The sequence below is a fragment of the Thiofilum sp. genome (genome assembly GCF_016711335.1).
Classification (GTDB): domain Bacteria; phylum Pseudomonadota; class Gammaproteobacteria; order Thiotrichales; family Thiotrichaceae; genus Thiofilum.
The window spans coordinates 1612798-1632680 of the sequence record NZ_JADJTF010000001.1 but is presented as its reverse complement, the minus strand read 5'-3'; the positions used below and the strand labels follow the sequence as shown (position 1 = coordinate 1632680).

Below are 19883 nucleotides of genomic sequence, written 5' to 3'. Positions count from 1 at the left end.
TCTTACCTCATACGCTCTGCAATGCGCAATAAAGCACTCCGAGCACGTATATTAGTTGCAATTTCTTGTTCACTTGCTCTCAATCCCTTACCTATTAGCTTTAAAGGGGGCATTTCAGTCTGATCATCCAGAATGGGCAGACCTTTAGGTAAACGCTTGGGCGTCGAATACTCGCGCATAAATTGCTTGACCAAACGATCCTCTAAAGAATGAAAGCTAATAATTGATAAACGCCCCCCTAGGGCTAAATGATCTAAGGTTTTTACTAAGCAAGTCTCAATATCCTGCAATTCCTCATTAATTTTAATGCGAATCGCTTGAAAGCTACGGGTGGCGGGATGCTTATGAGGCTCTTTTTTAGGAATAGCATGAGCAATTAACTCTGCCAATTGTAAGGTCGTAGTTAGGGGCTGGGCAGTACGCGTTTGGACAATTTTACGCGCTATTTGGCGCGAAAAACGCTCCTCACCATAACGCCATAATACATCAGCAATTTCTGTCTCTGCTGCACTATTCACCCAATCTGCGGCACTCATACCGTGTTGGGGATTCATGCGCATGTCTAAAGCACCTTGGCGCATAAAACTAAACCCACGCTCGGCATCATCTAATTGCGGTGAAGATACCCCCAAATCCAGTAATAGCCCATTGGGCCGTGCTAAGTTGCAAGCCTGTAACGCACTATCAAAATCTTTAAAAGAACCTTGCCAAATTACCACACGCGGATCGTTTTGATAATTCAATCTAGCATGCTCAATAGCACTGGGATCTTTATCAATGACTAAGAGCTTACCCTGTGCGCCTAAGGATTGCAGAATTAAGGCTGAATGACCGCCACGCCCATACGTACCATCGATGTATAATCCATCGGGTCTAATCATCAGGGCATTAACTGCCTCTGATAACAGTACACTGTCATGGGTAAAAGGTGCTGTCATCATATTGAATCGCTAAGCCTACCTAAAGAAGGTCTCAGAATACCCTATTTGTTAAAATGAAATAACTTATCAGCCACTATAGCTATTAAAAATTGCTACTAAATACCGACCATAGTGGAGTAACAGCTCATTTAAGAATGGTTAATAATCGTTGAAGCGAGTGGAACTCATTAATGGAACTGTGTGAGTTAAAATACTCATAAAACGACGGTTATCATCCTTGATTAATACCCTATCAGCTCTGCCACTCCATTAGCTAGAGCATGTTAGAAACTCCCCCTAGCTGTGTCAATGTCAAACCTTTGTTTATTATCGTTCTTAACTAAGGAAGGAACGTTAAGCAGAGAAAGTAGAGCAGAAAAATAAAAGTCGAGTTGATCTATAAGCCGGGTTCTGTCGTGGATAATCATTCATCTAGGATTATTGTCACCAATAACCTCAAGCAACCTACCCGGACACAGTGCGGGTCACACCAATGTGTCCCTATTTGGTTTTGCTCCAGACGGGGTTTGCCCTGCCACTTCTGTTACCAGAAGCGCGGTGCGCTCTTACCGCACCATTTCACCCTTACCTTAAACTGACGCCTAAGGCGGTATATTTTCTGTGGCACTTTCCGTCGACTCACGCCGCCCAGACGTTATCTGGCGTCTTACCCTATGGAGCCCGGACTTTCCTCCCTTCTTGCGAACGGCGATTACCCGATCAACTCGATGTGCGCTTTATAACAGAAAACCTATCAGAGTAGTTAATCTTTCTGAGCTTTTAGTTGGGAAAACTAATCTTTTTTAGGATTAGGTCTATTCACAGGTTGTTTAAGCAATACCTCTAATCCGGTTAAAAAACGCATTAAGTCGGCATAATCTTGGTTAATTCCTACCAGTTTAGTCCGAATTAATAAAACCATAATGTCTTCTTCCCAATAGTTATTTAAGGGAAAGCGTTTGACCTTGGGAAAACTGCTCAAAACGGTTAAGGAGTCAACCTGAGCAATATCAGCCGATCTAAACATGCTTTTAGCTTCGCGTAACCACTGATAATCCGCTAAACGGCTATAAAGCTGCACATCACTATCATCACTCGGTACAGCAGGCGCTAAAAACCCCCAATGACTAGAGCTGGTATAAGCATCGGGCAATAAAATCCCCGGCATCCAGACAATCACCCGATCTTGTTTACGTTCATCACGCTCCAACTGCTCTACATGCGCCTCTGTCGCAGCCATAATGGTATCGGACAAGGTATTAGCGTGATGCAGAAAAATCACTAATTCCAAAGCAAGGTTTTTATTAGTTTTCGTGTCTTGCTCTAAGCGTTGCGCTAACTCAATCAGACCGGCTAAGGATTTAGCGCCCTCCCAAGCAGATACCGTAGATAAAACATGATGTACCACCAAGACTAAGCGTGGATGAGTAATAGGGTATTCTGGATTAGAAGCATCGACCTTAACCTTACCAATTTGTAGGTTGATTTGATGCAACCCTGCACTATAGCCTTTGGATTCAATCGTGCCCAAACCTTCTAGGCGTTGCGTTACATAATCAGCGGTTTTGATAATGACATTATCTTCAGCCTCGGATAAATCGCCCTTAAACTCCCCTAGTGCTAACATATTCGCTTGTAGTTTTTGTGCATCTAAACGCAGTAAAGTGCTTTGACTGGTTGGAGGTAAAATAGGTTGAGTAATAACCCCCCAAATTAATGCCGCTACAATAAGAAACGCCACAATTAATTCTTGGGTGCGACGCGCCATCCATTTGAACAAATTATATACTCCTTATTCCAACTAAAAGAGGTGTACTTGGTAGCACCTCTAAGGTGCTTCATGTATATGTCAAAGTGCAGCAAAGTTGCAATGTCTTTTCCACTCAAATGGATTAAGCAATGAATCACTGCACTACTACAGCAATTTTTGGTAGACTAAAGGTATGGATCAAAGTCTCTCAATTACAATTACCCTTGAAGGTGGCCTGCCTAACCTCTATTTAACGGTGCAGGATCATTATAATAGTCCTTCCCAAGCCTTTAGTGCTCCCTTGGAGTTCATGGATTTGAGCGCACTAATAAAAAGTGTGCAGCAAAATGGTGATTATTGGCTGATTACCTCTAACCCTGAAAATCCCCATACTACCCTAAATACCCCCATCTATGTGCGCCATCAGGACGGTAAGATTTTTTGGGACATTGTTTATGAAGACTATCAAATGTTTCTCAATATTGAATTAGAGGAACCTGATACGACTGACTATGAAGAAAATATTATCACGCTCTCCTTTGATGCATTCCAATATGTCAGTGCACTCTATCAAGGTTTTTTACTAAGCCAACAAGTACAGATCGTGACTTATGATTATGCGGCGAGTGAACATGAAGAACCTTCTCTACTCGACCAGCTAAAAACTCATATCCCAACTTTACGCGCGTTTTGGCAAAAACATGGCAAAACCGAGGGGCGTATTAAACATGGTCAACCTACTTTAGATCATGACTTTTTTGCTCGTGAAGCCGAAACACTGTGGTTACAAGATATTTTAGATAGTCTAGAGGCTAATCACTCCGGCACCATTATGGAAAACCTAGATGCTTATCTAGAGTCTTTACCTGAAAATGTCCAATCCCAATTAGAAAAAAATGGGCAACCGCTAGCTCACGCGCTCAATCAACGCTGGACAATGCTAGTCAATTCTTTAACTGAAGAAGAATCAGAAGCCTTGGAGCAAGGCGAAACAGCAGAACGCTTTCCTAATAGTTTAAAGCTGCGCCTCATGCGTGAGTTTTTAGCCGGTAATCCTTCGGTATTACTGGGCCATAATCCCCAATCACCTCACACCCGCGAGGAAACTAATGTCGTCAATTTAGAGCAGTGGCGCGGTCAGAAAACGCCCCCTACCAGTACAGAAGACGACCAAAAACCTTAGTTTTGCTGCTCTGAAGGTAGCCGATGCAAACCTTGTAGTTGAGGAGCCAATTGAATTAAAAATGCTTGGCTCAATAGCGCCCAAATAATGAGTGGTGCGATCATTGGTAATAATAAAAAGCCTATTTGATAAGTCAAAGCAATCATATCCAGTTGCCAAGTAGACCATTGCAGCGCTTGCTGTAGCGCTGGATCAAGCTCAAAGGTCAGAGCTTTTAAAATACTCACTAACAAGCTCAGCAGTTGCAGCCCCATTAGTATTAAACTGCCTACTACCAACCTTAATCCCTTGTCAGACACCGGTGTCGCTAGGAGTAAAGCACTAAATAAAGGTAAACCATAGCCAAAACTTAAGGGATTTAAGGTAAAGCCTGCGGCTTCTAGACTAGGGGGAGTGACTAATAAGCCTGCTACATCGAATCCATATTGGGTGGCAACGATTACCGTTGTGCCTTGTAATTTAACCCACATAATAAAATCAGGCAGCCAAGCCGACATCATCACATGCGCCAAAGCAACTAACGGGGCTAAATGCCAAGTGGCGAGGTAATACCAAAGTGCGAAGGTCAACACTAAATAACCCAAGACCTTAATGATGAAATGACTAATTATTTGCGTTTTCATCAAGCAGCAACCGCTTTGAGCTGGGCTTTTTTACTGACATAGCGTACCCAAATTAAAAACACCACAAGAGCATCTAACATAATCAAGGCTTGCCACAAATAGAGATGCGCCCATTCAAACCAAGTTTCATTCCATTGCCCTAGGTAAAACAGACTAATAATACGCACCAAATTAAGACCTTGAATAGCGATTAGCCCCCAAGCTAAACCTTTAAGCCGCTCACCCCAAGTGGCGGGAAAGACGGTGATGGCTGCAATTAAAATAATCATAGCCTCTACACCATTACAGCCCGGCTCAATCGAGATAGCAAAAGGTTTAAGGGTACTGGCAATTACCTTCCCAGAGGCGGCCACATGGGGATCTAATAGACTCAGCAAACCCGCACTCAACCAGGCTAAAAAGCTAGTCCACGGTAAAATCACATAGGTTTGGGTAATGGTTAGCATCTCTAATGCAAACAAAATGGTTTGTAGCACTAAAAAGCCCACTAAGAACTGCTTCACTGGCAACCACCCTATTCACTTAATTTTTATAATTAACTATTATTTTTACTAATGATGAATGCTTAGACTAACAAACTACTCATTAAGCTGCAATGAAGGCGTTTGTAAAGCTGCCAATAACTGTTGCGCTGTAGCAAAGCGACTCTCTGGAATCTTAGCCATCGCTCGATTAAGAACAGGCTGATAGCTAGCTAGTGTCTCTGGCAAGGTTGGAATGGGTGCGAGCATATGCTTACGCAAAATAAGATCTAAAGCGCGTCCTTGATACGGTTTTTGACCGGTCAGTACCTCATAAAACAACACCCCTAAAGCATAAATATCAGCCTGCTGATCTAAAGGATCACCCATAATCAACTCAGGGCTAACATAATAGGGAGTACCATAAATCTCGCCCTCGGCTAATGCACCCGCCTCACGCAGCAATTGACCGTCTAAACCAAAATCTAATAATACCGGTTGATCATCATAGCGAATCATAATATTGGAGGACTTCAAGTCACCATGCACTATGCCTGCCTGATGCAGCCTACTCACGGCCTCTACGACTTCTTGATACCACATTAAACGCCGCTTTAAGGCTGGTAAAGGCTCATCACGCAACCAATCTTTTAAGGTAATCCCCTCCACATACTCCATCACGACATACACACCTTGGGTATTCGCTTGTGCCTCTAAAATAGGGACTACGCCTCGATGTTGCAGCGCTTGTAGTTTGGCTACTAGGGCTAAAAACACCTCAAAGTGATGCGCCGCTAATAATTCGGTATCCAGTTTAAAATATTTAATGACCCGCTCAGTGGGGGGAGTAGAGAGCTTAAATAATACAGCGCCTTCACTACGATGCAGCAATTGGAGCGGTCGACCTTGAGACTCATTCATTTTTAACCACGGATAGTGACCCAAAATAACCTGTAACTTAAATAATTGTTTAACACACGCTGCAAATTGCCAAGCCACTATATGAAGCGGTAGGTAATAATGGATAGGCAAGGGATGAGGCGGTAATGGGTTGTACTGATCCACTAATGCAATCACTAAGGTATCTAGTGTAACTTTCTCTAAACCCTGCAAGCGCTCTAATGGCACATTATTCAATAAAATCAGATCATAATGATAACCTAGATTTACATTGAGGATCTCGGCACTTTCACTAGGCAAAAATAAACGCTTTACCTCACAGTTTAATTGCTTTCTGACAATCAACTCTAAATCTAAACGGGGGATATAGCCTTCTACTAATAAGCAAGACCTTAACGCTTTTGCATCATTACTTGGCTCTAATTGATAGTTGCTAGTCCTTTCATACATATGCTTTTCCCCGCTTGTCCTTAAGCCTATGGTAATGTCCAGTTTTAAACCGCCCCTGAATTTCCCAGCATTTAACCCATTAGGTTTATTCTTGGAGTCTAGAACAGATCAAGTTAATTTGCTGGGCATCCCCACAAGGATTAGCGCTTAAAGCGTTTATAGGAGGTTTATTACCGATGTAAGCACCCTGATGTGTACAAAATTAAGCACTAAATCCCGTCTTAGACTTAGTAAGTACTTGAGTGAAAGTTATCGGGTATTGCTGGAGCAGTCTTGGCGGCAGGGATGCCGCCTTGTAGCGTACAAGGATGTATTCACAGCGCCTGCGGAAGGAATGCTCGATAACTTTTGAATGACTACTTAACTGAAAGGTATTAAAGCGCCATCCCTCTACCTAATCACGATTGCACTAAAATCATTAATTGACAATATTTAAGTTATTGCAGATACTTACGCGCTTTATTTTGGCTTGGGACATTCCCAACCTAATCCTTGCTTCACCACTCCAGTGGGAGGCTCTTTAGATCCAAAAGGAGACTCAATGAGACACTATGAAGTTGTTTTCCTGGTGCATCCAGACCAGAGCGAACAAGTACCTGCTATGATTGAGCGCTATCGTGCGCTAGTAACCGATAACGGCGGTCAAGTACACCGTTTAGAAGATTGGGGTCGTCGGCAATTAGCTTATCCTATTAATAAGGTACACAAAGCACACTATGTGATGATGAACATTGAGTGTAATGCTGAGACCTTAGCTGAATTAGAAAGCATTTTCCGCTTTAACGACGCCATTATTCGTACTCTAGTTATTCGTCGTGATAATGCTATTACTGAACCTTCACCTCTCAAGAAAGATGGTGATAAACCAGCCCGTCCAGCTCGTCGCATCATCGATGAAACAGATGAACTATTAGATGACGATACCGATGAAGACGATCAAGACTAAGGCTTAGGGAGCATACAATATGTCACGTTATTTTCGCCGCAAAAAATATTGCCGTTTTACCGCTGAAGGTATCAGCGAGATTGATTACAAAGATTTAGATACTTTAAAAGGTTTCATTACTGAGACCGGTAAAATCGTTCCTAGCCGCATTACTGGCACTAAAGTTATCTATCAACGTCAATTAGCCACTGCCATTAAGCGTGCCCGCTATTTAGCGTTATTAGCTTACACTGACCAACATAAATAAGGCTAAGCTCCTAGTATTAAGTTAAGCACTATTGAGTAATTGCCATGATGGCCTCTTTCATAATGTCTAGTCGGCTCAATGCGATTATTTTTACTTTATCCATGACGCTGATTTCGTTTGTATTAGCCCCACTTGGGATTTTTGCTAATGCAGCGATTGCTTTAGTGACATTACGTTTAGGGGCTAAGCAAGGTTTATTAGTCGCTCTACCCGTGACAGTCGGTATAGCGCTCATGATTTTCGTGCTGCAAGGCAATGCCTTCGTAGGGCTAGCTTCTAGTTTGGTGAGCTGGCTGCCTATTATTGTCTTGGGTGCTATTCTAGAGCGTACCGTTTCATGGACTCAGGTATTGCAATATTTATTTGCTATGCTAGCGGTTTTGATTATTGCGTTTCATCTCATAGTGGGTAATCCCACTGCGCTTTGGGAGCAATGGTTAACCAGCTTAGTAAGCTACCTGTCCTTAGAGAGCACTGATCAAACACTGCAACTGACTGAGGCAATGAAAGTAAGTGCCCCTTATATGACGGGGGCTATAGCAGCATTATTAGGTGTGCATTGGATTGCATCGTTAATGTTAGGTCGTTATTGGCAGGCGCAACTATATAATCCTGGTGGATTTCAATTTGAACTTCACCGGATGCGTATTAGCACCCCTCTGGCCTTATTAATGGTGGTATTAGTAGCACTACGACTACTCACTGATTCAGCCTTATTAACGGATCTGATTTTAGTGGGGCTAGCGGTATTTTTATTTGCTGGTTTGTCATTAGTTCATTATACCGTCCACCATCTCAAATTAGGCATAGGTTGGTTAATCGCTTTATACCTATTATTGATGGTGTTCACTCTACCTGTCAGTGTGCTTTTAGCTGTCCTAGGCATTGTTGATAGTCAAGCTGATCTACGCCGCCTGATTAATGCGAGCAAACCAACTATTTAGATTGACAGACCAGTAGCAACTAGTCTGAACCATAAAGGTGATTACGATGGAAGTCATTCTTCTACAAAAGGTTGAAAATCTGGGAACTCTAGGCGGTATTGTTTCAGTACGTCCAGGTTATGCCCGTAACTATTTAATTCCCACTGGCCGTGCCAAAATGGCCACTAAGCAAAATATTGCTGATTTCGAGCAAAAACGTGCTGAATTAGAAAAAGCAGCGGCTGAAAATCATGCTGCGGCTGAGGCGCGTGCTGCTCAGTTACAAGATATGGTGTTCACCATTAAAGCTAATGTCGGAAGCGAAGGTAAATTATTCGGTTCAGTCTCTAATATTGAGATTGCTGAAGCGATTCAAGCGGCTGGCATTACTATTGAACGCCGTGAACTCCGCATGCCTAGTGGTCCAATTCGTGCCTTAGGTGAGTATGAAGTGGGTGTGCACTTACATACTGATGTAAATGCTACGATTAAAGTAGTGGTTGAAGCTGAGTAATTTTTCTTTTTACTAAGCTTTGCACCTAGAGGTAGACTCACTATACTGAGTCTACCTGTTGTCAATCCATCTATCTGCCTTTAATCTTACGGCGTAATCAGAGTAATCCAACTATGGCAGATACGTACGAATCGCTCAAAATCCCTCCGCACTCTATCGAAGCTGAACAATCCGTGCTCGGCGGCTTAATGCTGGACAATAATGCCTGGGACTTAGTGGCTGATAAGGTGGCTGCTGATGATTTTTATCGCCATGATCATCGTGCTATTTTTCGTGCCATTAACTATTTGGCAGAAAATGCTCAACCCCTTGATATTGTCACCCTGTCCGAATGGCTCAAACAAAATAACCAACTTCAAGACGCCGGCGGTATTGCTTATCTTGCTATTTTAGCTAAGGACACCCCTAGTGCAGCTAATATCCGTGCTTACGCTGAAATTGTGCGCGAAAAATCGATTTTAAGGCAATTAATTGGTGTGGGGACAGATATAGCCGATGCAGCGTTTAACCCCCACGGACGCACTAGCAAAGATTTATTAGATGAGGCAGAAAAAAAAGTTTTTAGTATCGCTGAACAAGGCACGCGCCAAGGTCAAACGTTTCGCCCTATTCAAAAACTAATGAAAAACACGCTGGCTCATATTGAGGCTTTGAGTAAATTAGATTCCACCATTACAGGTGTGTCTACAGGTTATACCCAATTAGATGAAATGACTTCTGGTCTGCAAAAGGGTGATTTAATTATTGTGGCAGGTCGCCCGTCTATGGGTAAAACCACTTTCTCCATGAATATTGCTGAATATGCAGCGGCTTATTTAAAATTACCGGTTGCTATATTTAGTATGGAAATGCCTGCTGAACAACTCACGCTGCGTATGCTCTCCTCTATGGGTCGAGTGGATCAACATAAAGTGCGTACTGGTAAGTTATCCGACGAAGATTGGCCCCGTATTGCCACGGCAGTACGTATTTTCGCGGATGTGCCGATGTTTATTGATGATAGCCCCGGGCTCTCACCTACCGAAGTACGCGCTAGAGCCAGACGCTTAATGCGTGAACACGGGCAATTAGGCTTAATTGTGCTGGATTACTTACAACTAATGCAAACCGGTGGAAGTGAAAACCGTACTACCGAAGTATCTGAGATTTCACGCTCCTTAAAAGCATTGGCAAAAGAGCTAACCGTGCCTATTATTGTATTATCTCAGCTCAATCGTAGTTTGGAACAGCGCCCTAATAAACGACCTATTATGTCTGACCTTAGGGAGTCTGGTGCGATTGAACAGGATGCCGATATGATTATTTTTATTTACCGTGATGAGGTCTATAATCCAGATTCACCGGATAAAGGCACGGCTGAAATTATTATAGCAAAGCAGCGTAATGGTCCTATTGGCACAGCTCGCCTTACTTTCCTCGGTAAATACACGCGCTTTGAAAACTATGCCCCGGAAAATTATATTCATGGAGTTGAATAATCTAATTTTCATCTAAGTGCATTATGATAGGGTTTGAATCAATTTAACTATGGTTAGGCTTAACCTCAGCGCAATGGAGAATTGCCATGCCTCGTGGTAGAACACTCATCAGGCTACGCAGCCATCAAGAACAGAAGCGTCGACGCTTATTAATGTTAGGGATTCCGCTCCTCGCTATTGGTAGTGGTTTAATTTGGTATATCAGCAGCCAGCACGCGCCCCAGTTGGAGAGCACCGCTGCCCCTATAGCAGCTTTAACTACTCCTGCTTCAGTGCCCTCGCCTGCTGAACGTCTGGACTCACCTCCACCGGTTCCGCAAGAAGAACCTAATGCAGTGGTAGCCAACTCAACTACTAATGCTGCTCCCATTGCCTTAAACGCTCCAGCTTCTAATGCCACAACGCCCGCACCAGTCGTTGCCAGCTCTAGTAATGATGTACCCGCTCCTACTACTGCCAATACCTCTATTAGTGAACCCTTAACTAGCCTAACGCAAACTGAAACTACAGACCCTACAACCGCTCCCGTGGAAGCCCTACCTGGCTCGACGCTATCGCAAAACCCAGTCAATGCTGTACCAACACCGAATACCCCAACCAATACTTCAAACCCAACTACTACTGCAACTACTACGACTACAACAGGAACTACTGAACGCACTGGCGCGGCAAGTCCTGAGACTACGCCCCCTATCGAAGTCAGCCTAGTCAATGAACCTATTGCTAACCCTGCCGTATCGCCGCAATCAGCACCAGCCGTAGTGATTAATGCCAATACACGCAGCGACAATAGTAATAGCAAAGTATCCTCTACTACTTTATTAGCACTCAGTGGCGGTATACCCTTAAGCACACCGCGCACATTGGCTACCCCCTCTACTGCCACCCCTTCAGGTTTAAATACCACTACGCGCCAAGCAGGTAATCCACCTGCCACTCCTACTAACGATCCTAGCACTCCTCCTCAAGGTAGTGGCTGGATCTATGCGGGACAGTTTAGTAATGGCACATGGATACAACGTGGCTTAGTGATTGGCGATCAGCTCCCTTTACAAGGGCAACGTTATCGCTTAGCTACAGGAGCTAAATTGCGTGATGCCCCTCCCGGACGCCGTGCAGGTAGCAATAATTTAGGTGAAACCATAGGCTTTGTTAATTCAGGTCAGTCCATCCAAGTCGTGCAAATCAAAAACTCTGGCAATAGCGGTCATATTTGGCTGCAAGTGGTACGCTAACCCAACATGCTCCTAGTACGGATTCTTGGTAGTGGGAGCATCATCTTTTTTGCAAAGTGTTATGTCATACTAAAGCATTAGCTGCGGCTCCACTTAGACTTAACACCTCCATGCTTATCAAACACTTTAGTATTCGTACTAAATTATTTATCGCTTTTTTGCTGGCTTGTTTTATCTCGCTAGGGGCGATTATTCTGATTTTTAAATATACCGTTACGGATGCGTTTTTAGATTATATTGAGCAACAGGATAAGGCTCAATTAGACCGTCTAGAGCAATCTCTACTAGAGCATTATGCTACGCAATTAAGCTGGGATGCGTTACGTACTAATATTGGTAGTCTTGCCCCTTTTATTATTAGAAATCAGCCACCTCCTAGCAATCCACCGCCCGAAATATTATTAGAAGACATGTTTTCCCCTGCAAAACGCAAACCTCCGCATCACAGTCGCCCCCCTTTTGGACGCAATGGACGGTTTTTTGCAAGGGTACTCATTCTGGATCAAAACCGTGAAATGGTATACAGCCGTCCTGAGTTTATGGGACGTCCGCATAGTCTTGAGCGTCCTTTAGCGTATCAAGGTCGTATTATTGGCTATGTGGGTATGTATCGGAGTGTGGAGTTTCTGGATCAGCTAGACCGTGAATTTACGCATCGCTTGGATTATTTACTTTGGTTGGCCGCTATAGCAGCACTCCTGACCACTGCGTTATTTTCCTTTTTAATGACACGTCAATTAGTCAAACCCATTGATCAGTTGCGCCATGCCACCACACGTCTCACGGAGGGACAATATGGCTTGCAAATGGCCGTAAAATCCCAAGATGAGCTAGGTAAACTGACTAGCGATTTTAATCAACTCTCTGAGCGCCTGAAAGAAAATGAAGGGGCACGGAAGCAATGGATTATGGATATAGCTCATGAATTACGTACTCCCCTAGCCATTTTACGCGGTGAAATTGAAGCACTACAGGATGGCATTAATGAACCGGATGAAGCCACTATCAACTCATTACATCAAGAGGTTTTGCATTTAAATCGTTTAGTTGATGACTTATACACGCTATCTATGTCTGATAGTGGCGCATTGAGCTATCATAAAATTCCTTTGGATATTAGTAGCCTACTCACTGAGACGCTGAATCAATTTCAAAAGGTGTTAGCTGATCAACATATTACACTGACAACTACCATTCGACAGCCTCCTGTCATCGTGCATGGTGATGAACAGCGTCTCCAACAATTATTTCAAAACCTAATCAAAAATACCCAGCGCTATACCGATAGTCCGGGGCAATTACAGGTGCGCCTACAAACTACCAGTAAAGAAGTGCTGATCCAATTTAGTGACTCAGCCCCCGGTGTGCCCGATGAGGCTTTACCTAAACTATTTGAGCGTTTATATCGAGTTGAGGGTTCGCGTAATCGTGCCACGGGGGGAGCAGGAATAGGTTTAAGTATCAGCTATAATATCGTGCATGCCCACCATGGCAGTATTCAGGCTAGCCATTCGCCTTTAGGTGGTTTAGCTATTACCATTACCCTGCCCCTTTATAAAGGATAATTGGCATGGATACTATTTTGATTGTGGAAGATGAACCTAAAATCGCTGATATTTTGGCTAAATACTTAGCAAACTCTGGCTATGCAACTCATTGGATTACGCAAGGGACAGAGGTAGCCACATGGGTTAAAGAACATCAACCCGTATTGATTTTATTAGATTTAATGCTCCCCGGTAAGGATGGACTAGAGGTTTGTAAGGAAGTACGGCAATTCACCGCAACCCCTATTATTATGCTGACCGCCCTCACGGAAGAAATTGATCGCTTACTAGGCTTAGAGCTAGGCGCTGACGATTATATTTGCAAACCTTTTAGCCCACGCGAGGTTATTGCACGCGTCAAAGCAGTGTTACGGCGCACTGGTAATAATGACAGCGCCTCCACTGCTACAGTAACTACTGCGAACGAGGTAAATAAAACTAATGGTTTGTTATTAGAGCGTGACCGTCTCACAGTACATTGGGGCAAGCAAGAAACGGCTCTGACCCTAGTGGAATTCGAGCTATTGGAAACTTTAGCCTCTAAACCCGGACGTATTTTTAGTCGCCAGCATTTGATGGAAAAAGCCTATCCCGATAACCGTATTGTGAGTGATCGCACCATTGACAGCCACATTAAGAAGCTACGCAAAAAACTAGACCAGTTAGAACCCGAACGGGAGTTGATTCATTCCGTGTATTCAGTAGGCTATAAATATGAGCCTTAATGCGTTTAGTTAAATACTCTTAAGTTGCTGCACTCATTTGTTCATACTTTTTGCACATTGTAATCAAATTTTGTACTTATTAAGGTTTTACTATAGATGGTGTAAATCAAATCGCTTTACATTTCACCTCGTTAGGCGAGTCCCTGCTTCAAGGACTCGCCTTTTTCTTATAAAAACACTTTAATACTGCTTTTCTTCTTCATTTGATCTTACAATTAGCCTAAGACACTATAATAACAGCTACCTAACTTGAGCATATGAAGCCATATCAATATCTTAGTTTAACTTTTGATGAGCATCAGTACTTGTGGATCTACTTAAATAGTAGTAAACCTCAAGGTAATACCGTTTCGTCAGCCTTATTAGATGAACTAATGTCAATCTGTGCTCAGGCTACGCAGTATGCTGATTTAAAACTCATTATCCTCACCTCTGCTCATCCTGACAGTTTCTTAGGTAGTCATGATCTTGAACAGCTCTATACCCTGCGCCATCGGCAAGCGGTTTTAAAATACATTCAACAGGCTCAAGAACTAACCCAATTATGGAGGCGCTTACCTGTCCCGATAGTGGCACTGATTAATGGTTATTGTGCCGGTATCGGTTTAGAGCTAGCACTGGCTTGTGACACTACAATCGCCTTAACTCATGCGCCCGCTACTTTTCAACATCACGATTTAAGCCTAGGTATCCCCCCTAGTATTGGGCAATTTCAACCGTTAATACGTCGTGCTGGGGCTAAAGCTGCATGGACATTTATCTTAAGTGGGCAAGTGTGGTCATTGAGTACTGCTCAATCGCATGGGCTGATTGATTACATTACCTCTTCAGATGAACTCCTACACACCCTAGACAAAATCGCGCATACCAAAAAAACCACTTTGCATACCAAGCAAAAGCGCCATCAACATTGGTCGAATGCGTTTAAATGGATACAAAGCCTAGGGTTAAAGCAATTAATAGAAAGCTACTATCCCCAAACCTTTTATCCAGCCCCTAAGCGCCTACTCACTAATTGGCTGAGCTTTCCCGCACAGAAACAATTGCTCCCATCCGAAGCGCACACGTTTACTGATTTAGTATTAGAAGCCCCCGGAACCCATCTGCTCTATCTCAAAACGGCTGAGCAGCGTTGGCTGCTGGAGCTACCGCGTGCAACTACAACCCCACCTAGTATTACTTTGATAGGTGCAGGCACAGTGGGGCAAGCTTATGCACTGGCGTTCCTACTAGCAGGTTGCCAAGTCAGTATTAAAGAAACCAATGCCGAGCAACGCCAACAAGCCCAAACCGCTCTGCAAGAACAGCTCTCTAGTCATCTGAATGCTAAAGCTTATACTCCAGCTCTAGAACGCTTAACATGGATTAAATCCTTACAGGAGGTACAGACTGATTTTGTCATTGAATGTATTCCCGACCAATTACGTGCTAAACAGGATCTACTAGCTGATTTGGAAGAAAATACCCCAGCTCAGACCATTTTAGTCACTACTAGCCTCACTCACTCTTTAAAAGATCTCACTGCTCCCCTACTCCAAGCCCAACGCGTAGTAGGCTTACATAGCTTCACACCTTTTAGTACTCTGTCTTTAGTTGAAATTATTTATATAGCCAAACTTACTAATTCAACCGCTATTGAACGTACCGTAGAATTAATGCGTCTCATCGGTAAATTACCCCTCATATTGAGTTATCAACATGAGTTTGCGGTATACCGTATTTTGATTACTTATTTATTTCAAGGTATGCGTTTACAGCAACAAGGTGTTCCTGTTACTACAGTAGATAAAGCTGCCCGTGAATTTGGTATGCGTTATGGCCCTTTAGAGTTAGCCGATTATATTGGTTTAGATGTGTGCTTACAAATAGGGGAATTAGCTAAACAACAGATGAGTTTAGAAATTCCTGCTCTATTACGCACACTGGTAGCCAATATGAAATTAGGTCGTAAAACTCAAAGTGGTTTTTATCGGTATCGTAATGGTAGAGCTTTAAAAATTGAACGCGAACAATGGACAGGTAATGGTGAGCAGATGAAACGTAAGCTGGTCAAACAGATGGTAGAAGAAGCGCGTATCTGCTTGGAATTAGGATTAATTGAAGAAGCGAGTGTTTTAGATCTTAGCGTGGTGATGGGATGCGGTTTTCCTGCTTTTAGAGGGGGTCCGATTCGCTATGCTACTCATCCACTCAGCAGCTCTTTATAAAATCTAAGTCACTGAAAATAGCTAGGTTTATATAACCTCAGACGCATCCAGTTAGGGAATATTATGAGTTTGCCGACCGTCAAGCAGTTACGTTATTTTGTAGCATTAGATACTTATCAGCATTTTGGGCGTGCTGCTGATGCGTGTTTTGTTTCACAATCAGCCTTTAGTACCGCCATCCGTGAATTAGAAACCACCCTAAAAGTCCAATTAGTTGACCGCACTAATAAAAATGTCACAGTCACGCACATTGGACGCCAAATAGCAGGAGAAGCTCGGCGCTGTTTGCGCGATATTGAAAACTTGGTTGAATTAGCCCGTAGTAACCATGCGCCTTTAACCGGGGATCTTAGGTTAGGAATTATTCCTACGATTGCTCCTTTTTTATTACCTAAAGTGGTTCCTAAATTACGTCATGCTTTTCCACAGTTAAGGTTATTATTAACTGAAGATATTACTCAACGCCTTCATGCTAAATTATTAGACGGTGAACTAGATTTAGTGTTATTAGCACTCCCCTATGCAATGAGTAATGTAGAAATTCATAGCTTATTTAAAGATCCTTTTTATTTAGCTTGCCGAGAAAACACACAACATTTAAACCCTGCTCACTATGATTTTGCAAAATTAGCTGCTGAAAGTATTTTGCTGTTAGAAGATGGGCATTGTTTACGTGATCACACCTTAGCTGCTTGTCATTTACAGGATCTGGATAAGGTGAATCGCTTTAATGCCACCAGTATTTTAACTTTAGTGCAAATGATTGATGCCGATTTAGGCATTAGCTTCCTCCCCCAGATGGTACAAAACTCTCCACTCTTGGCAGGTACTGAAGTCAAACTATGGCAAACGGATGAGTATAGTTTTAGAGAAATTGGTCTGGCTTGGCGGCGCGGCAGTGCTAGAGCAGAAGAATTTAAACAACTAGGGCACTTTATTCAAACCGTGCATCAGGACTCACTGTCTTGACGTAATAGGTGATGAAAGGTGGGTTACGTCCGGGTAAGAGTCGAATAGAACGCTCCTCCATATAAGCGGGTCGTGGTTCATCGGGAGTACTCACACTAATCTGCATCCGATAGACAGGAGCTGCTAGTTGATCTAAAAACTCAGCTCCAAAACTAGGTTGTACCCAGCCGCCCTTAGCTTCCTCGCGCTCTTGAATATACGCATCGACCGCCCGCTCATCCCCTTTAGCTAATAATAACAACACATGACGCGGAGCCATCATAGGATTAATACCGCGAGCATTAGAGTTCGCGGTTAAATAACGCGCTAAGCGTGCGTATAAGTCCGGTGTCATACCTAAGACTTGTTGTAATTCCTCGACACGTTCAAAAGGGGCATCTTTAGCGCCTGCTTCTATATTCTCACGCTCATAATCGGGATCTTCTGCGCCATTAATACGTTTCAGATCATCCGAATCCCGAAAATCCTCAATAACATCTAATAAAGCCTCAATATCTTTATCAGACACTCCGGCTTTTTTAGCGACTTCACTTAATAAACTGCGATCCGCCCTATTAAGATCAACTAAACCATTTTCGCCAATCATGCGAATATCAATTTTAGCTCCCTCGTACTCCCATTGAGCCGTTCCACCGCCAATTTTGATTAAACGTTCATCCGCTGGCACAAATAATTGCATAACCGCAAAATGCGCTGCTGCCTCAGCCAATGCCCGACCTTTCACACTAAAACGTGCATAGTCCATCATTTGCATTTGAGTACGAGAGGAAAATACTAATGAGCCAGCCATCAGCATTAAAATCACAATCATCCACAGTACAATCATCATAGCAACGCCTTGTTGCTGTGAGATTTTGGGTAATTTAACGCGGTACTTGAGCGGTAACATAGGCGTCCACTTGGGGTAATTGCACTAATAAATCAGGCCATTGACGTTCACTATCTGCTAGCTCCAACTTAAGCAATAGAGGATAAACCCCTTGCTCGGTTTCCCAATCGTCTTGCCATTCAGGATCTTGATCTAGGGTTTCGGCTGCGAAATAACTAAACCTAGCGCTTTTCAAACCGTCATACACCAGTACCGGCTCACTCTCATCAAACGCCTCATCCCACTCCGTATCAGGACGATAAGGGGTATAGCGCATTTGTAATTTTTGCCCCTTTAAAGACAGCTCAATTAAATAAATGCCGCCTTGACCTTGAAGGGGTTGCAAGGGAGCTGCATAACGCACTGCATCACTTGCACCATTAAAGGCAAAAACTGGGGTTTTATTGCCGCCTTTGTCGGTTCCCATGACGCGCACCACAATCATTTGACTTAATTGGCGACGTAGAAACTCCTCAATCAAGCGCATATCTTCGGTTTTGCTCATACGGTTATCCGCAGCGTCCCAGCCTTTACTCATAGTATTGAAACTGGCGAATAATCCGGTAAATAAAAAAGCTAAAATGGCAAATGCAATCATCACCTCTAAAAGCGAAAATCCCTGTTGCTGTATAGGCTTGGAAAGTGAAGAGTGCGCCACTATTTTCTTTCCCCAAAACGAATGGAGGTCAACGTATAAGAACGCTGCTTATGATCACTATCCCATTCAATAGTGACTACTACCCGAAAAGGCTCTAGACTTAAAGAGAAGGTGTCTTGATTTTCCATCAGTTCTACAGGCTCCATCTCTACGCGCCAGCGATAGTCTGAACCATCGACTGCACCGCTTTCAGCCCCATGCTCAACCGGAATATCACGCCCTACTCTGGCTAATTGCGACTCGGCGGCTAACAAGGCAAAACTCATTTCATCCGCTAACGACACACTGCGCATCGAAGTACCATAGAGTTGCAGCAATGTGCCTACCACCAAACCCATTACTACAAAGGCTACGAGCACCTCCAGTAATGAGAAACCTTGATGTGCTTTAGGCTTATTCAATACTGACACGTCCGGTAACCCACTCTACATTCACTTTATAAGTCTGCCCTTTATAGGTCACATCCACTGAGCCGCCTGTGGAACTACCATCGGGAAAAAAGCGAATCGCCCCGCGATTATTAGCTAACACCTCCGAAGCGGCTGTATGCAGTTTTAGCTCAATCGCGGTAGACAGCTTACGCTCTTGCTTTAGCCCCTCTACTTGGAAACTTTTATTGCTAGTATCCATAATCCAGCGGGTTTGTTTTTGACTCATAATGGCGCTAGAACGCGCATGACGTAAACTGGCTAATACCTCACGCGCAGACTCACGCAGTACTGGACCTTCAGTTAAATTAGTGGCGACAACCCCCATTAATAACCCTGTCAAGGCCAATACAATCATGACTTCAATTAAGCTAAAGCCGCGTATAGCGTCTAGGCGAATCGGCATGATTCTATGACTCTACTACTTACTGCTTATTCCACAGGGTAATATCGGCGTTATCGCCCTCACCCCCTTGAGTATTATCCGCACCATAAGACAGTAAATCATAAGGCTGACCATTAGCCCCCGGACGCTTATACTGATATTCATTATTCCAAGGATCTAAAGGCACGCCCCCCTTTTTCAAATAGGGACCATTCCAACCTTTGGCACTCGAAGGCGCTGTTACCAATGCTTTTAACCCCTCAGAAGCTGTTGGATAATTACCGACCTCTAGCTTATACATATCGAGTGCAGCACTAATGTTCTCAATCTGCACCTTAGCCGATTGCGACTTCCCGCGACCTAGATAATTCATGGCTTGAGGCCCTACAATCCCAGCAATTAAACCTAAAATGACCAATACAATCATCAGCTCAATTAAGCTGAAACCCCGCTGTTGTTGCATATT

General features: G+C 43.4%; 21 protein-coding genes and 1 other RNA gene. 11 read left to right on the top strand and 11 right to left on the bottom strand.

The genetic code is table 11. The features are described 5' to 3' along the window. Window positions 1-2: 2 nt before the first annotated feature. From rsmH to IPL34_RS07745, 3 genes are all read right to left on the bottom strand, one after another. Entirely contained in the window at window positions 3-941 is a 939-nt protein-coding gene (gene rsmH / locus IPL34_RS07755; RefSeq protein WP_296840221.1) for a 16S rRNA (cytosine(1402)-N(4))-methyltransferase RsmH, read from the bottom strand. Between the two features lie 363 nt (window positions 942-1304). Continuing rightward, window positions 1305-1648, bottom strand: an RNA gene (gene rnpB / locus IPL34_RS07750) — RNase P RNA component class A. 65 nt (window positions 1649-1713) lie between these two features. After that, entirely contained in the window at window positions 1714-2700 is a 987-nt protein-coding gene (locus tag IPL34_RS07745) for a hypothetical protein (RefSeq protein ID WP_296840218.1), read from the bottom strand. A gap of 163 nt (window positions 2701-2863) precedes the next feature. Between IPL34_RS07745 and IPL34_RS07740 the strand changes: the two genes are divergently transcribed. After that, complete coding sequence (locus tag IPL34_RS07740) at window positions 2864-3853, top strand: hypothetical protein (protein ID WP_296840216.1); 990 nt, start codon at window positions 2864-2866, stop codon at window positions 3851-3853. Here the strand turns inward: IPL34_RS07740 and IPL34_RS07735 are convergent. The 3 genes from IPL34_RS07735 to IPL34_RS07725 all read right to left on the bottom strand — a co-directional run bounded on the left by IPL34_RS07735 (window position 3850) and on the right by IPL34_RS07725 (window position 6287). Further along, window positions 3850-4476: an exosortase H-associated membrane protein gene (locus IPL34_RS07735; protein ID WP_296840214.1), complete on the bottom strand. Its 627-nt coding sequence runs from the start codon at window positions 4474-4476 to the stop codon at window positions 3850-3852. The genes IPL34_RS07740 and IPL34_RS07735 overlap by 4 nt on opposite strands. Continuing rightward, entirely contained in the window at window positions 4476-4979 is a 504-nt protein-coding gene (gene xrtH / locus IPL34_RS07730; protein WP_296840211.1) for an exosortase H, read from the bottom strand. The genes IPL34_RS07735 and xrtH overlap by 1 nt, the downstream gene beginning before the upstream one ends. Window positions 4980-5054: 75 nt before the next feature. Beyond that, window positions 5055-6287, bottom strand: coding sequence for a serine/threonine-protein kinase (locus IPL34_RS07725; protein ID WP_296840208.1), 1233 nt, complete (start codon window positions 6285-6287; stop codon window positions 5055-5057). A gap of 541 nt (window positions 6288-6828) precedes the next feature. Here IPL34_RS07725 and rpsF point away from each other — a divergent pair. The 10 genes from rpsF to IPL34_RS07675 all read left to right on the top strand — a co-directional run bounded on the left by rpsF (window position 6829) and on the right by IPL34_RS07675 (window position 17078). After that, window positions 6829-7233 carry a 30S ribosomal protein S6 gene (gene rpsF / locus IPL34_RS07720; protein WP_296840205.1) on the top strand — a complete coding sequence of 135 codons (405 nt, stop codon included), beginning with the start codon at window positions 6829-6831 and terminating at the stop codon, window positions 7231-7233. 19 nt (window positions 7234-7252) lie between these two features. After that, entirely contained in the window at window positions 7253-7480 is a 228-nt protein-coding gene (rpsR, locus tag IPL34_RS07715; protein ID WP_296840202.1) for a 30S ribosomal protein S18, read from the top strand. A gap of 44 nt (window positions 7481-7524) precedes the next feature. Further along, on the top strand, window positions 7525-8424 hold the full coding sequence (locus tag IPL34_RS07710; RefSeq protein ID WP_296840199.1) for a DUF2232 domain-containing protein: 900 nt from the start codon (window positions 7525-7527) through the stop codon (window positions 8422-8424). Between the two features lie 46 nt (window positions 8425-8470). Further along, complete coding sequence (gene rplI, locus IPL34_RS07705) at window positions 8471-8917, top strand: 50S ribosomal protein L9 (protein ID WP_296840196.1); 447 nt, start codon at window positions 8471-8473, stop codon at window positions 8915-8917. A 113-nt stretch (window positions 8918-9030) separates the two neighbouring features. Next, entirely contained in the window at window positions 9031-10395 is a 1365-nt protein-coding gene (gene dnaB, locus IPL34_RS07700; RefSeq protein ID WP_296840193.1) for a replicative DNA helicase, read from the top strand. 86 nt (window positions 10396-10481) lie between these two features. Then, complete coding sequence (locus IPL34_RS07695; protein ID WP_296840190.1) at window positions 10482-11630, top strand: hypothetical protein; 1149 nt, start codon at window positions 10482-10484, stop codon at window positions 11628-11630. 110 nt (window positions 11631-11740) lie between these two features. Next, window positions 11741-13195 (top strand): ATP-binding protein, encoded by a 1455-nt coding sequence (locus tag IPL34_RS07690; protein WP_296840187.1) that lies wholly within the window; start codon window positions 11741-11743, stop codon window positions 13193-13195. Between the two features lie 5 nt (window positions 13196-13200). Beyond that, entirely contained in the window at window positions 13201-13902 is a 702-nt protein-coding gene (locus IPL34_RS07685) for a response regulator (RefSeq protein WP_296840184.1), read from the top strand. A gap of 257 nt (window positions 13903-14159) precedes the next feature. Next, complete coding sequence (locus tag IPL34_RS07680) at window positions 14160-16109, top strand: 3-hydroxyacyl-CoA dehydrogenase NAD-binding domain-containing protein (RefSeq protein WP_296840182.1); 1950 nt, start codon at window positions 14160-14162, stop codon at window positions 16107-16109. Between the two features lie 63 nt (window positions 16110-16172). After that, on the top strand, window positions 16173-17078 hold the full coding sequence (locus tag IPL34_RS07675) for a hydrogen peroxide-inducible genes activator (RefSeq protein WP_296840179.1): 906 nt from the start codon (window positions 16173-16175) through the stop codon (window positions 17076-17078). Here IPL34_RS07675 and IPL34_RS07670 read toward each other — a convergent pair. Genes IPL34_RS07670 through gspG form a run of 5 tightly spaced genes read right to left on the bottom strand, consistent with a single transcriptional unit; the run spans window position 17044 to window position 19880 of the window. Then, window positions 17044-17907 (bottom strand): type II secretion system protein GspK, encoded by an 864-nt coding sequence (locus IPL34_RS07670; RefSeq protein ID WP_296840178.1) that lies wholly within the window; start codon window positions 17905-17907, stop codon window positions 17044-17046. The two genes, IPL34_RS07675 and IPL34_RS07670, sit on opposite strands and share 35 nt — an antisense overlap. Before the next feature lie 34 nt (window positions 17908-17941). After that, a complete protein-coding gene (locus tag IPL34_RS07665) occupies window positions 17942-18604 on the bottom strand; it encodes a prepilin-type N-terminal cleavage/methylation domain-containing protein (protein ID WP_296840176.1) in 663 nt (220 codons plus the stop codon). After that, window positions 18604-19014, bottom strand: a complete 411-nt coding sequence (locus IPL34_RS07660) for a prepilin-type N-terminal cleavage/methylation domain-containing protein (protein WP_296840173.1) — start codon at window positions 19012-19014, stop codon at window positions 18604-18606. The genes IPL34_RS07665 and IPL34_RS07660 overlap by 1 nt, the downstream gene beginning before the upstream one ends. Next, the gene (locus IPL34_RS07655) at window positions 18998-19438 is read right to left on the bottom strand and encodes a GspH/FimT family pseudopilin (RefSeq protein ID WP_296840171.1); all 441 of its coding nucleotides are present in this window, start codon (window positions 19436-19438) and stop codon (window positions 18998-19000) included. The genes IPL34_RS07660 and IPL34_RS07655 overlap by 17 nt, the downstream gene beginning before the upstream one ends. Before the next feature lie 19 nt (window positions 19439-19457). Beyond that, on the bottom strand, window positions 19458-19880 hold the full coding sequence (gene gspG / locus IPL34_RS07650; RefSeq protein WP_296840169.1) for a type II secretion system major pseudopilin GspG: 423 nt from the start codon (window positions 19878-19880) through the stop codon (window positions 19458-19460). Between the last annotated feature and the right edge of the window lie 3 nt (window positions 19881-19883).

Excerpts from the sequence above, each read along its gene's own strand:
- rsmH (WP_296840221.1), bottom strand. The coding sequence starts at position 941 with ATGATGACAGCACCTTTTACCCATGACAGTGTACTGTTATCAGAGGCA.
- IPL34_RS07740 (WP_296840216.1), top strand. The coding sequence starts at position 2,864 with ATGGATCAAAGTCTCTCAATTACAATTACCCTTGAAGGTGGCCTGCCT.
- IPL34_RS07735 (WP_296840214.1), bottom strand. The coding sequence starts at position 4,476 with ATGAAAACGCAAATAATTAGTCATTTCATCATTAAGGTCTTGGGTTAT.
- IPL34_RS07725 (WP_296840208.1), bottom strand. The coding sequence starts at position 6,287 with ATGTATGAAAGGACTAGCAACTATCAATTAGAGCCAAGTAATGATGCA.
- rpsF (WP_296840205.1), top strand. The coding sequence starts at position 6,829 with ATGAGACACTATGAAGTTGTTTTCCTGGTGCATCCAGACCAGAGCGAA.
- rpsR (WP_296840202.1), top strand. The coding sequence starts at position 7,253 with ATGTCACGTTATTTTCGCCGCAAAAAATATTGCCGTTTTACCGCTGAA.
- IPL34_RS07710 (WP_296840199.1), top strand. The coding sequence starts at position 7,525 with ATGATGGCCTCTTTCATAATGTCTAGTCGGCTCAATGCGATTATTTTT.
- rplI (WP_296840196.1), top strand. The coding sequence starts at position 8,471 with ATGGAAGTCATTCTTCTACAAAAGGTTGAAAATCTGGGAACTCTAGGC.
- dnaB (WP_296840193.1), top strand. The coding sequence starts at position 9,031 with ATGGCAGATACGTACGAATCGCTCAAAATCCCTCCGCACTCTATCGAA.
- IPL34_RS07695 (WP_296840190.1), top strand. The coding sequence starts at position 10,482 with ATGCCTCGTGGTAGAACACTCATCAGGCTACGCAGCCATCAAGAACAG.
- IPL34_RS07690 (WP_296840187.1), top strand. The coding sequence starts at position 11,741 with ATGCTTATCAAACACTTTAGTATTCGTACTAAATTATTTATCGCTTTT.
- IPL34_RS07685 (WP_296840184.1), top strand. The coding sequence starts at position 13,201 with ATGGATACTATTTTGATTGTGGAAGATGAACCTAAAATCGCTGATATT.
- IPL34_RS07680 (WP_296840182.1), top strand. The coding sequence starts at position 14,160 with ATGAAGCCATATCAATATCTTAGTTTAACTTTTGATGAGCATCAGTAC.
- IPL34_RS07675 (WP_296840179.1), top strand. The coding sequence starts at position 16,173 with ATGAGTTTGCCGACCGTCAAGCAGTTACGTTATTTTGTAGCATTAGAT.
- IPL34_RS07670 (WP_296840178.1), bottom strand. The coding sequence starts at position 17,907 with ATGATGATTGTACTGTGGATGATTGTGATTTTAATGCTGATGGCTGGC.
- IPL34_RS07655 (WP_296840171.1), bottom strand. The coding sequence starts at position 19,438 with ATGCCGATTCGCCTAGACGCTATACGCGGCTTTAGCTTAATTGAAGTC.
- gspG (WP_296840169.1), bottom strand. The coding sequence starts at position 19,880 with ATGCAACAACAGCGGGGTTTCAGCTTAATTGAGCTGATGATTGTATTG.